We start from the raw sequence: 13,231 nt of genomic DNA on the forward strand, positions 1-13,231 counted from the left end.
ATTGTTTTTAAACCACGTAAGTAAAATATACACTATGAGTAAAGGCACTTACCTGATTAAAAACGGCAATAGGATAACCGTTATAACGGGGAATTATACAGCTGAGTTTGAGGGAAATTCTGTAAAAGGCTTCATGGACTTTCAGGGATTAAAAGTTGAGTTTGAGGGAAAAGTAAACTCTCTGCCTAAAACAGTAGAAGAGGCAAACGAGATCATAAAATCCCTATTCTTAAGCCCGCCTATAAAGGTCAAAATGGGATCCGTTGTAGAGGCTGAAAACGACAAAGTAAAGATAAAGGCTTGGGGGATAATCATAAACGACATTAATTCTCTATTTAATAAACTCTCTGAAATAAAAATTTTCCCTGTGGATGTTAATAAAATTTCTCATTACTATGACCTACCTCCTAAGGTAGTGAAGAATATTCTTAAGGAAAGCCCTTTAGAGGTGGATGAGAGAGCACAAAGGGATTTTATGCACAAATATGGGACCCAGTTGCCCCGAGTAGAAGAATTGGGAGAGTTCAAGGTCATACTTGACGTAGACAAAAACTTTGGTATTGCCAGACTATTTTATAACAATATCTTCATATACTCAGTTAAGGTTAGCCTCTCTACACTTGCACACTACCTTAAACTTAATACCAAGGATTTAATTGAGGAACTTTTATATTCCCTTGAGGCTCTTATTAATCTCGCTGGCAAAGCTACTGGTAACGTGTTACCAGGTGTAGTTGAGGTACATAATGACGGTATCATTAAGATCACGAGTTCTAACGAAGTCGCGGAGATACCTATAAACGATACGAGTAGGCTTAATGAGTTCATCGATGAGCTGAGGAAAAAGTTTTTACTATTAAGTCATAGATAGTGTTAGAAATGAGCATATTCGGCTTAGACGTAAAGAGAATTCATGAGAGTATCAGATCGCAATTGGATGATATATTGACAGAGTCTCATGAAGTGAGGGGAATTTCTAAAGGTTACGAGATAAGGCAGAGATACACGAGAAATATCGACGGTGAGATAGAGGAAATCTTCGTTAAGAAAGGGGATTATAGCGTAAGCCTTTACATAAACTCCAACGGAATATATACAGTAACTATTACCAAAGATGGAAAGATAGAGGCTAAAGAACTCTCACGTGAAGAGTTAGAAAAAATTATCAAAGATATTCTTTCGACCATATCGGGTTAGATCTCCTTACAATCACCGCTTGAACAGTTATAAATATCTTTAAAACCTAATTTATCTTTAGCTATTTCTATATCAGCCTTTACGTCGTCTATTGAAGTTGATTGTAGGATATATGCACCGATTTTATCAGTGGGCCTTGCCGTAATAGGGTAGAAGTACACTTCCGTCTTTTTCTGTGGCCACTGTATCTTCTTTACGTCGATTAACTCCGTCTTGACGTTCTTAGTCACTTCCTTTTTTAACATCTCTTCGTTTATTTTTGCGTTTAATTGTTCTAACTCCTCTAAAGTCTCGAACTTCTGCCCTGAGAAAACATCCACTAGCTTTTCCTTAACGTTTTTGCTTACATTTTCGCCCTTCTTTACGACGTTGAAGACGAGCTTCATTGCAGCACAATCCGTGTGAGGAAGGTATATAACCTCGTCCGGGTTTATCTCCTTAAGCCTTTGTAAGAACTCCTTTACATTTGCACCAGCATTCCTGAAAATTAACGTGTCTTTGTCTGTCCTCTTCAATATTTCATCAGTGAGTCTGTAGTCCATACATGAGACGATAACTCTTTTCATAAGATACAATTACACAAGATGCTAATTAATCAGAAATTTGAAGAATTGTTAATTTTATTTTTATGTATGTTTAAACAATTTAAACATTTCAATTAAAGTTAGTCAGCCCGGGGCTCTCAAATTATTAATTCACTGATCATCTTGGGTAGCGTCATCATCCCTTTATTTTCTCTAAGGGTATCTTGTTTGTTATTTGTCCGAAAACCATTATTAAGATTGACGATATTACAGACGCTATACCTACTACACCGGTAGAGAAAGCTAGACCTATGTGATCCTGCAATAACACGAAGACTATAGGCCCTACAGCTCCTCCTAAGTGACCTATACCGTCGGCAATCCCATAGCCCAAAGTCCTTATCTTAGTTCCTAAGTTTTCAGCAGTATACGCATACATAGCCGGAAACTTAAAACCTTGGAAGAACATGATAGCAAAACCTATCGGCAAAAACATGATTCCCGAAAAAGGCCAAATTATCATAAGAATAGCCGATAGTAGGTTTGCCGATGAAGAAGTGTACTTCCTCTGCAGACGGTCGTTTAGTACACTTGCAATAACAACTCCTAGTGGGTCTCCGTATAGAATATAGCCGAAGTAAAGATTAGAAGGAGTATATCCTTGGCTTGATATTAGTGAGAAGATTGGAGTCGAGAATAACGCATAACCAGTGAAATAACTTGCAAACCAAATCAATGTGAAGATAACTACATCCTTATCCCACCTAAGGCTCTCATACCTTTTATTCTCCCATAATGCCGACTCAGGTAATTTTATCCTAAATAAGAGAGCTATTACTGCCAAAAGTAAACTAGGTAGAAACAATAGTCTCCAAAAATCCTCTCCTAAAAGAATAGCTATAGGAGTTTACTACTAAACTCATCAAGAATCCGCTCATTGTAGTATAACCGACATTCTTCCCCCTTGATTCTGCGCTTGACATTTCTGATACATAAGATGGAACTATAGCTACTTCACCCTCTATTCCTATACCTATTAGAAGTTCAGCCACGAGTAGCATTGCTAGGTTAAGCGATATAAACCCCAGTAGAGAGCCCATACTGATTAGAGCCATAGAACTGAGAAGCCCGAACTTTCTTCCGTATTTACTTGCTAAATAACCGTTTATTACTCCTCCTAGGAAGTAGCCTAGCATTTCAGCTGACAATATTAGTGTTGATGAGATCTCCCCTATCTGTTTTGATGCATAATTTTCGATATAGGGAACGTTAAAAATATCCCAAAAAGTCAAGGATGTTCCTATGGATAAAAGGGCAATCTGTTTTTTCGATAACATAAGGTGTTCAAAAAATCTAAACATTTTTAATCTTTCTTCACGCTCTTATTTTCTAGTTTATTTAATCTATATGAGACAGCTAGACCCATGAGAACACAAGAGGTTGTATATATAATAGTACCTCCTACAGAAGCTACAATGAAACCTAATAAAAAAGTTACCACGATGAGTGATGCAATACCCCCCATAAGACCCTTCATATACCAATGAGGACTTTTATTCCATAACTTGGCGATAAGATAACCGGCTAAAAGACCACCAGAAACCAGCGAAATTAGGTCTAGATATAGCAAACTAAAAGGAAGAAAAATGGGAAGTTCTTGACTATATTTTGTAGCTTCTGTAACATTTCCGTTTGTTGAATTAAGTATTTCATGATAATAATATTGTTGTAACTGAGGTAGTTGTGGATAAATGAATAATGTGTAGTATAACGCCGTTGAGCTAACCGCAAACAGAACCCCGAATATTAACCCCCATTTTAAGCCAGTGGACGTTTTCATATAACGTGATCATCGCATCCGTACTATTTAAATTAAGTAAGCTGAGAAAACTGATGCCTCTACCAGTGAAAATTGTAATTACAGCTTAAAATTCATTATGTCTTGTTACTTTTTCCCTGATAATTTTCGTCTTCAAAATAATCCTCTGAAATCATTTCCCTTACTTCAGCGTAGAGGAATCCGAGTATAATCCAACCCATGAATGCATAGACTATATATGCTTGAAAGCCTGGTATCGAATAAAATAGTACAAACAAGCTAATTACTATCGCTATTAAGCCAATAACAATTTCTGACTTATGTTTACGGGGTCTCTTAGACGCAGTTCTTATCAAGGAAAAATCTGCAGATAAGTGGATGAACAAATTAAACATTCCAGCTAAGGAACCCAGTATAAGGAAAGTCTCATAGAGCCCTAGGAAGTAGCTTAACAAAACTACTAACGCAGTAAAAGTTCCAGCTATTGTCACCTCTGCATATAACGGCTTATCATTTCTCTTCTTAGCTAAAATCTGTGGAAATATCTTATCCTCAGCCATAGCCTTTAAAGTTCTAGAGTTAGCTAAGATATAGGTCATCCCCCCTAAGGTTCCGTCATTTAAAGCTACGAAAGCTAGCAATATAGCTACGATAAAACCGAAATTACCGAGTAAATATTCCACTAAGTTACCCGTGAAATCCATTGAGCCTAACGAGTAAAAGAAAAACGTAGCTATTAAGCCACCAAAAAGTAGTACAGCAATTGCAGCTTTACCAATTTCCTTAGATTTAGCCTCTTCACCTAGAGGTGCAATTGACCCGTAACCCGTAGGTATTCCCAAACCTAAAACTACTGCGTCCAGAACTCCCGGATTGATGGATTTCGGAATCGGATTATAAAATCTCCAGCCAGATTCATAAAGAAAGTAAACAGCCAAACCAGCTATCGCTATAATTTCAACTATTGACATGATCATAGCATACTTAGCTGAAAATTTTACTCCTGAAATTACTAAGGAGGAAGCGGTAACGCATACTACTAGTGCTAAAAACCACTGTTGTGAAATAGGGAAGATCAAGCTATTACCAGTTACCTTGGAGAGAATAGTATACAAAACATAAGCACCGCCAGCCAAGAGTGTCCCACCGTAAGATAAGGCGTAAATAAGGTAAGTCCAACCAGTATTTAGTCCCAATCTAGGTGTTAAGGAGTATAGAGCGTAAACGTAGAAACCTCCACCTCTCTTATACCTCTTCGATAAAAAATACACTACCAGACCGTTAAACAATACTACAAAAGTTGCAATAAGCATGGCAAAAGGACCAGCCAAACCAGCTTCTGCTATCATCACAGTACCGAAAGTAAGGAGGGATATAAACGGGGCTTGACCCCCAAATGATATGAAGAAAAGATCAACGAAAGATAGACTATTATCTCCTTTGTTAAACTCTGATTTGGCTTGTGAGGACATTATTATACAAATTGAGACTTCCCTCTTATAAAAGTAGTGTAAAAACCGTCCTAGTAAATTAGTATATCTCTTCTAATCATTTGTAAAAAATTCTAACTAGAAAGACTTAAGTTAATTCATAGAATTATTTGGTTTTACTTGCTAAGTCCAGACTATCGCATACTATAGCTTAGTATCCTCTCCAAGGCGTGTTGAGTACCATTCTTAAAGTGTTCCTCAGTCCACCTTTCTCTAAGGCTAAAAGGAAAGGTTAACCTAACGTTCCATTTAGAGCAAAGCTTTGTTTCAGTGATATAAATCTCATGAGTTCCTAAAACTGGTCCTTTAAGGTAGTTGATGATAATTCTTTTTTCACCCTCGCGGATCTCAATTTTCACCTTTCCCTTAGATGGGAAAGCAAACCTTACATCCCCTTCATATATACCTTGACTCGTCTCCTCCACGTTAAGCTCTCTCATCCCTTTCCAGAACTCTGGAATCTTCTTTACATCCTTAACTACATCCCATACCTTTTCCCTATCGTCTATTTCTTTACAAATCTCAAAGTTTATCATCGCTTAAGCACCAGCCCGAATTGATAAGGGCTAGGTGAGAATTTTTCAACTAATGAAAAGTCCTTGAAAAATGCTAGATAATCTACCTCACTCATCCTCTTACTCAAGGGAGGTCCCATAGTAGTTTGTTCCTTTTTCCAATCCACTATAATAACCTTCCCTCCAGCCTTTAAAATCCTCTTTAACTCTTCTACCACTTTTTCCTTATTTCTCATGTCATGAAAGGAGTTAGCCAATAAAACAACATCTACACTAGTGCTAGGGAGAGATATTTCTTCAGCTGATTCACACAGAAATGTAGCTGAAGGTGCACTCTCTTTAGCCATTGAAAGTGCTATGCAGTCCACGTCAATACAGTACACTTTCTTGGCTAACTTGACTAATGTCTTACAATAATACCCTGGTCCACATCCTAAGTCGACAACAATATCATCTTTTGTAATATATCTTGGAAGAAAATCATCGGGATTCTCCGGGTGTATAACTAATCTCACAAATATTAAAACTCTCAACGTTTTAAAAATTTTTACCCTAGTATTTTAATCTGAAAATTCTGCAATTTTTTCCAGTTTTTTCATCAACTTAAAGAGATTATCTACCCTGAACTTAAATTCAGACTCACCTTGTGGTCTTGGATGGTATTCTCCGTGAAGTCTCTCACTATTAACAAAGAGTTTGACTATCTCTCCGTCATTAAGCTTATAGGAAAGATAATCTATAAGCGAGAAATAATCTTGATAACTTGTAATTTCAAATCCGAGCTTTATAGCAATACTTTGCATAAGAAACGCTAGCCCCCTCCAATACATCTCTCCTGATTCGACTAGAGCACCTTTTTCTTCTAATTCTCTACCTCGGATTATGTACTCCTTACTTATTGCCTGAAGTGCCCTAACCTTTTCTTCTTGAGACATTATATTAAGTACTAATTTAACGACTATGTCACTAACTGAAGCCCTCTCCTGCTCACCTATCTTTTCAAGGTAGGCGTAAACTTCATCGGGTACTAGTATTTCCTTCATTGTTATTAATTATCTCACCTAGCCTTTTATATACTTCTAAAGCTGAGGGTCTTTTTTCGGGATCTGGAGAAGTCATCTGTCTTATCAACTCTATTAAACGTTTGTCTACGTTCTCCTCAACGGTTAGAATTTCATGGAATTTCACGTAGAACTCTTTTGCCTTTTGGATAGAAGGCATTGGATCTTTATTTTCTTTATAAAGCAGCTCAGCGTCATTAATGAAGTTTATTACTTCCCTAGGATTAAAGGGTTGTCTAGTCAGTAGAGAATACATTGTAGCTCCAAGAGAATATATATCCATGTAGAACTCCGCCCCTTTGTCTCTAAATAAAGCCTCTACCTGATCTAAAGGGCAATATTCGGGAGTATATTGTATGAACCTCTCGCCTCTCTTTCTAGCTGAACCTAAATCGCTTAGCTTAACTTTTACTTCTCCCTTAATTAGATTTTCGAAGACCTCTTTACCTGTCCTCCCCGGATACTTTGAGAACAAAATATTTGATGGTTTTACATCCAGATGTACGAAGCCCATTTCGTGGATAGATTTTAATGCTTTAGCGATTTCATAGCCTATTAACGCTACTATCTTCCACCATTGGTCGGAATAATATACGTTATTATCGCCCATAAGGGATTTAGCACTACCTCCTTCCATATACTCCATAACCAAGATCGGTGGTTCTTTCATATAGGACAACACGTCACCTGAAAGAATCTTTTTCAAGCTGAAAGAATCTATCTTCGCGTCGACGAACCTAACTATGTTCTCGCTTCTGTTAGACAAGTCCCTCAGCTGTGAGTACTCGTTTACGAAGTCATAATAACTCGCGCTAGATGTAGATGGAGGCATAAGTATAGGAATTTTAATTGCGTATTTTTTACTATCTTTTTCACCTACTAAGACGTAGGCTGAACCTCCTTTACCTAAATAAGATGTTATCTTATACCCGTAAAGTTCCTTCCCTATCCATACTTCTGGATCCCAATTATATTTTAAGTACTCTAGTTTTAAAACTTCTATTTCTTTCATTATATTAACCAGTTTAGGCGAAGGAGAAATTTCTAAAGCTAACTCACCTACTTTTTCAGCTAGGTTGACGTCTTTTTCCTTTACAAACCTTAGATAATTAACCACGTCTTTCGTCGGGACTTGTTTCAACTCAAAGAAGCATTCAGCTACTTTCTTGTAATCCACTTCTAAATAATTAATCTTATAAGGACAAAATTCCGGTAACTTAACTACAGCGATACATAACTTCATATCGACCAACTTCTTATACACTTCTGTTAGGTCACCCTCATATATGAAAGAAGCTCTTTCAGCCAACCTTAAATCGTTTCTCTTAAACGCTTCTATGATGACATTAGCTAAATCCTGCTGTGAAAAAACAAAACTCGTACTAATCGAGCCGGAAAGACCGAACATTATGGATATAGGTGAGACAAATAAATACGCTACCGCACTTCCTACAGTGACACTTACAATCGATATGATAACATTAATGTACCCGTGCATTAAGTATTCCTTTCTCATTAGATAGAGTACAAACGTGATAATTACTACAGCGTATGCAAGGTAAGCATACTTGCTCAGGGCTCCAAAGAGGTTTAACGCCCAAAGAGAAGGAGAGATATATGTGGAGTAGAAAGCTAGAAACAGAACTTGAGTAACAAAGTAAGGAATAGCTAAAGTGAAAACCCCACTTGGGTCAAAAGGTCTATTATAGACTGATAATATTAGTCCAGCGGATACCAATAAAGATACCGGTAAGAAACCGTTAAATAACACAGAGAGTAAAACAACAACTGCAAAACCTATTAGAGGAGAGAGCCTATTCTTGAACGAGAGAACAGAGGAGATTAGTCCTAAGATGGGAACGAGTAGTCCGATAACGTTAACACCGGAGACGAGAAGAGTAAACACTAAACCTGACAGAATAAGACCTATCCCTAAGGTTCTATAGCTAGGTCTTATTCCGAGAGCTACGATAGGTGGAATAAACGAGACCCCTAATGTGAATGAACCCCCCTTTATTACGTAGAGGATTATAGGTAACGCGCCGAGATAAATCAGTATCTTGCTAACTCTATATAAATCCATAGGCAAAATGAATGAAATAAGGTATATAAATTTTCGCATGAATTATTACTTATTTTCTTATTACTAAAATCACTTAATGAAAATCTATTGATTTATATAATTACTGGCGATTTTCCAATAAATGCATGATTTATGTAATCCTTTGCTTTATTACTTCCTCTATCTTCTCAGGCTCCGGTATATCTTTGAGGATCTCTACTCCTTTTCCTCCCTTTAAAACTATGTATATAGAACCACAATTAAACTTTCGTGCTAATAGACCTTGGGATAGAAATCCATCCTCGATTTCACTATATTCTATCCTCTTTGTAGAGAGAAGGTTATGAACAACTATATACGTCTCCCCTATTTCATAGTAATTTAAATACTTAAGCGAAGAATAAGACAGTAAGAGAGAAAAGGAGATCAGTAAGAATTCAATAAAATTCTCTATCTTGCTCACATTCAAAAAAATAGAAAAAATTAAAATTAAAAATGTCCCTTTAACTATTGTTTTTGAGATTTTTGGTCTAACAACCAACATGCTACTTTTCTACCACCGATCTCGAAAAGTGGAGGCTCCTCTTTTTTGCAAATATCCATTGCATAAGGACATCTTGGATTAAATCTACAAGCCGGAGGAGGATTAATTAGCGAAGGTACTTCACCAGAAGGCGGAGTTAGTGCCTTCTTAGACAATGTTGGCACTGAAGAAATCAAGCTTTGAGTATAGGGATGTTTAGGTGAAGATATTACTTCCTCTACTTGCCCTATTTCAACCAACTTCCCTGCATATAAGACTGCTACCTTGTCGGAAATGAATTTCGCCACACTTATGTTATGCGTAATAAACATATACGTTATGTTTTTCTCCCTCTGTAATTTAACCAGAAGATTCAATATTTGAGCTTGAACTGAAACATCTAAGGCAGAGGTAGGTTCATCCAACACTATAAATTCAGGAGACGTGATTATAGCCCTAGCGATAGCCACTCTCTGTAATTGCCCACCTGATAGCTCTCTAGGATACTTATTTGCTACGTATTCATAATCAAGTCCCACTTCTTCTAAAGTGTTTCTAACCGCTTTCAGCCTTTCCTCTTTTGGTAGTCTACGTGAGGCCTCCAAGAGAATATCTAAGATTTTCATTCTAGGATCTAAACTCGATGCCGGATTCTGAAAGACCATCTGTACTTTTCCTCTAATTTTAGACAAATTCTCCTTAGTTACTCTTTCCCCTTTAAAGTATATTTCCCCCGACGTAGGAAGGTCTAATGTGGCTAAAACCCTTCCTAATGTCGTTTTACCAGAACCCGACTCACCTACAACTCCCAATACTTCACCGCTGTAAATCTCAAGGCTAATATCGTCAAGAGCTTTTACGTAAATAGGTTTCTCGCGGAAGAGTTTTTCTATTAGCCCAACCTTTTTTATCTCAAAATACTTCTTTAAATGCCTCACTTCATATATAACCTCTTTACTCATATAACCAGCACCTCACCTTTCGTCCTTTTACTTCAACCAACTCTGGTTCTTTCATCTTACATTTCTCCATCACCCTATCACATCTAGGGTTAAACTTACACCCCATCGGTAAGACTAAAAAGGAAGGAGGAGAACCTTCAATTGCTTTAAGCCCTCCGTCTTTCTTAGTTATAGATGGTATACTTGATATTAAACCCTGAGTATAAGGATGCAAAGGACTTTTTATCACATCTTCTATGTTTCCATCCTCCATTATTCTTCCTGCATACATCACTACCAGTCTGTCAGCTATAGCGTAGACTAACGATATATCATGAGATATAAAGATTATAGAGATCTTCTCTTCATCCCGTAACTGTTTAAACAATTTTACTATCTGAGCTTGAATAGTTACGTCCAAAGCTGAAGTAGGCTCATCTGCAATCAGGATCTTAGGTCTCAATATTAGAGCCATCGCTATTACGACCCTCTGAATTTGACCGCCAGAAAGTTGATGAGGGTATTTCTTTATGAACTCCTCAGGATCAGGTAACCTTACGTCTTTTACCGCGTTTAGTACAATTTCATTAGCCTCTTTTTCATCTACTCCAGGCTTCTTGACTTTTACAGCTTCTAATAACTGATCTCCTATTCTTTTTACTGGATTCAGACTATTAAGGGGATTTTGAAGGATCATGAATATACCAGTTCCTCTTACCTTAGTCATCTCCTTTTCATTCAATTTCACGAGGTCTTTACCTTGAAATATTATCGAACCTTTTTCTATAAATGAATTAGGAGGTAATAACCTTATGATAGCGTGACCAAAAGTGCTCTTTCCAGAACCAGATTCTCCAACTATTCCTACAATTTCTCCTTCCTCTAGCGAGAAGTTAATATTATGAAGTACTGTAAACTTACCTGCTAACGCCTTATATCCCACACTCAAATCATTAACTTCTAGTAAGCTCAATAAACCACCCTCCCAGAGATTACGTCTTGAATTCTGTCTCCAAGTAATATAAAACTGGTTACAATGATCACAATAACTAGAGATGGAAATACTGGATACCACCACGCTTGCGGTAATTCTTCAACTCCGTGAGACACCATTGAGCCCCATTCTGGAGTGTTAGGATTGAGCAATCCGATTCCCAAAAACGTTAAAGTCGCGTACGTCAAGATCACGTTACCGAAGTCAAGAGAGGCATAGGCTAGAACAGCATCTATTACATTATGGACAACGTGCTTCGTGAGAATCTTCAACCTACCTAGACCAAGAAGTTTTGCTGCGTCAATATATTGCATGTTTTTGACTACTAATGTTTGACTCCTGAAAAGCCTTGCATAAGTAGCCCACCACGGTACCATTAAGCCTATTATTGCACTAGTAAAAGACTCTCCCAATAAGACACTAACTGCTATAACTAAAATCAAACCCGGTACTGCCAGAAACACATCAGTTATTCTCATTAGTACTTCATCAACAATACCACCGAAATATCCAGATAATATTCCTACCAGTCCCCCTATTAATATAGCTGATAATACTACAATCGTGGAAATCTCAGCATCAGAAGGAGTTGCATACAAAACTCTTGATAAAATGTCCTCTCCGTTAGAGTTAGTGCCGAAAGGATGCGCAAATGACGGAGGTAGAAGAGCCGCTGACGAGTTGTACTGGAACGGATTATAAGGTAAGAACATATATGAAAGTCTTACGTAAAGTATTTGTCCCGAGGCGTACTCCAACAGTCCCTCAAATAAAGACCATATGTAATAAGCGAAAAGAATTATGAAAGCTACTAGTGCAGGTTTACTTCTCAAAACTAGCCTTACTGTCTTATTCGTCAAAAAGAAAACTAGTGCTAATATAGCTACTGAGATCGTTATACTGAAGGTCGAGAACAGGACGTAAGGAATTAATGATAATATATCGAAATGAACGGATTGTAGCGTTCCTTTGTTTGCATAATGTAGGTACACTCCTATGTTTATTAAAAGGTAAAGAGCTAATGCTATTATAACAAATCTTCTCCACTCCTTTCTGAAGTTCATTGAACCTTCACCCGCGGATCTAATATACCGTAAAGAAGATCCGCTACAAAGTTGGCTACTATTACAGCAATTCCGACTATAATTGTAAAGTCTAGAACAGCAATATAATCTAGGTTCTCTATTGCTTGAGTTATGTAATATCCTATGCCCTGATAACTGAAAATGTCTTCAACCAGAACCGCCCCAGCTACTGAATAGCCAAAGAAGAGCGCTATTAGGGTTATTACTGGAATTAGACTATTCCTTAACGCAATCTTATATACTACATAACGTCTTGTGAGACCTTTAGCTAAGGCTAGTTTAGTGTAATCCGATTCCATAGAGTCTATCATTGTAGCCCTAGTTACTCTTGTGAACAAGCCGAACGTAATTATAGCAATACTTAAGGAGGGTAGTATTGCATGTCTAACAGCGGATATAAAGAACGTCCAGTCTCCATCAATTAACGCGTTAAGTATTGGAAAGTCTGTATAGTGGGGTGGACAAGTGAGCAACTCATTTACCGGTTCCCCTGCAGGTAACAAATTTAGATAGTAAGCTATCACTAGTTGCAAAACAATTGCAATGAAGAAGGGAGGGGAGGCCCACGTTGTAATATATAACCCTTTAATTGTTTTGTCCTTCCATGTCCCCCTTGATGATGCTGCCACTGCCCCACTGAGTAGTCCGAGGATTGCCGCTAAAATATCACCGGGTATCACTATCTGAAGACTTATAGCAAGTTTAGGAATTAATAACGACAGTTCTGAAGTCTTATATATAGGATCTACACCCCAGTTTCCAGATAATATATCTTTGAGATAGTTCACGAACTGGACGTAAAGTGGTTCATCCAACCCGTACTCCTTTATTATTTGTTGAATCTCCACAGGAGGGGCATGGGGGTTACCAGCATATATTCGGGCTAGTTGTGCAGGATTTGGTGCTGCTGCATGGATGAGGACGAACACGAAAAAGATCAATAAGAGTATGGTGATAAAGCCGTTTATCATTCTCTTTATAGCAAATTTTATATAATCCGTCAGCATAAACATAAATCCC

The 13,231-nt window shown here is 37.5% G+C and carries 14 protein-coding genes and 1 pseudogene; 2 read left to right on the forward strand and 13 right to left on the reverse strand.

All coding sequences use genetic code 11. The features are described from left to right. Window positions 1–34: 34 nt before the first annotated feature. The gene (locus WIW72_RS11020) at window positions 35–871 is read left to right on the forward strand and encodes a hypothetical protein (RefSeq protein ID WP_337702829.1); all 837 of its coding nucleotides are present in this window, start codon (window positions 35–37) and stop codon (window positions 869–871) included. 8 nt (window positions 872–879) lie between these two features. Beyond that, window positions 880–1,197 carry a hypothetical protein gene (locus WIW72_RS11025; RefSeq protein ID WP_337702831.1) on the forward strand — a complete coding sequence of 106 codons (318 nt, stop codon included), beginning with the start codon at window positions 880–882 and terminating at the stop codon, window positions 1,195–1,197. On the opposite strand, the gene WIW72_RS11030 is transcribed toward WIW72_RS11025, so the two are convergent. The 13 genes and pseudogenes from WIW72_RS11030 to WIW72_RS11090 form a co-directional block, all read right to left on the reverse strand. Then, a complete protein-coding gene (locus WIW72_RS11030) occupies window positions 1,194–1,763 on the reverse strand; it encodes a carbonic anhydrase (protein ID WP_337702834.1) in 570 nt (189 codons plus the stop codon). The two genes, WIW72_RS11025 and WIW72_RS11030, sit on opposite strands and share 4 nt — an antisense overlap. A 154-nt stretch (window positions 1,764–1,917) precedes the next feature. Next, a pseudogene (locus WIW72_RS11035) lies at window positions 1,918–3,058 on the reverse strand (MFS transporter). 26 nt (window positions 3,059–3,084) lie between these two features. Further along, complete coding sequence (locus WIW72_RS11040) at window positions 3,085–3,561, reverse strand: hypothetical protein (RefSeq protein WP_337702836.1); 477 nt, start codon at window positions 3,559–3,561, stop codon at window positions 3,085–3,087. 95 nt (window positions 3,562–3,656) lie between these two features. Next, entirely contained in the window at window positions 3,657–5,012 is a 1,356-nt protein-coding gene (locus WIW72_RS11045) for an APC family permease (protein WP_337702837.1), read from the reverse strand. 152 nt (window positions 5,013–5,164) lie between these two features. Next, window positions 5,165–5,566, reverse strand: coding sequence for an SRPBCC family protein (locus WIW72_RS11050; RefSeq protein WP_337702839.1), 402 nt, complete (start codon window positions 5,564–5,566; stop codon window positions 5,165–5,167). Next, window positions 5,563–6,060, reverse strand: coding sequence for a class I SAM-dependent methyltransferase (locus tag WIW72_RS11055; protein WP_337702841.1), 498 nt, complete (start codon window positions 6,058–6,060; stop codon window positions 5,563–5,565). The genes WIW72_RS11050 and WIW72_RS11055 overlap by 4 nt, the downstream gene beginning before the upstream one ends. Window positions 6,061–6,105: 45 nt before the next feature. Beyond that, window positions 6,106–6,588, reverse strand: a complete 483-nt coding sequence (locus WIW72_RS11060) for a PaREP1 family protein (RefSeq protein WP_337702843.1) — start codon at window positions 6,586–6,588, stop codon at window positions 6,106–6,108. Continuing rightward, window positions 6,563–8,689: a protein kinase domain-containing protein gene (locus WIW72_RS11065; RefSeq protein ID WP_337702845.1), complete on the reverse strand. Its 2,127-nt coding sequence runs from the start codon at window positions 8,687–8,689 to the stop codon at window positions 6,563–6,565. Before WIW72_RS11065 ends, WIW72_RS11060 begins: the two co-directional genes overlap by 26 nt. A gap of 130 nt (window positions 8,690–8,819) precedes the next feature. Continuing rightward, a complete protein-coding gene (locus tag WIW72_RS11070) occupies window positions 8,820–9,131 on the reverse strand; it encodes a PH domain-containing protein (protein WP_337702847.1) in 312 nt (103 codons plus the stop codon). 44 nt (window positions 9,132–9,175) lie between these two features. Continuing rightward, on the reverse strand, window positions 9,176–10,153 hold the full coding sequence (locus WIW72_RS11075) for an ABC transporter ATP-binding protein (protein ID WP_337702849.1): 978 nt from the start codon (window positions 10,151–10,153) through the stop codon (window positions 9,176–9,178). Then, complete coding sequence (locus WIW72_RS11080; protein WP_337702851.1) at window positions 10,146–11,105, reverse strand: ABC transporter ATP-binding protein; 960 nt, start codon at window positions 11,103–11,105, stop codon at window positions 10,146–10,148. Before WIW72_RS11080 ends, WIW72_RS11075 begins: the two co-directional genes overlap by 8 nt. Further along, window positions 11,102–12,190: an ABC transporter permease gene (locus tag WIW72_RS11085; RefSeq protein ID WP_337702853.1), complete on the reverse strand. Its 1,089-nt coding sequence runs from the start codon at window positions 12,188–12,190 to the stop codon at window positions 11,102–11,104. Before WIW72_RS11085 ends, WIW72_RS11080 begins: the two co-directional genes overlap by 4 nt. After that, window positions 12,187–13,218, reverse strand: a complete 1,032-nt coding sequence (locus tag WIW72_RS11090) for an ABC transporter permease (protein WP_337702855.1) — start codon at window positions 13,216–13,218, stop codon at window positions 12,187–12,189. The genes WIW72_RS11085 and WIW72_RS11090 overlap by 4 nt, the downstream gene beginning before the upstream one ends. Window positions 13,219–13,231: the final 13 nt, after the last annotated feature.

It is taken from the genome of Stygiolobus sp. CP859M (assembly GCF_037389975.1).
Lineage (GTDB): Archaea > Thermoproteota > Thermoprotei_A > Sulfolobales > Sulfolobaceae > Stygiolobus.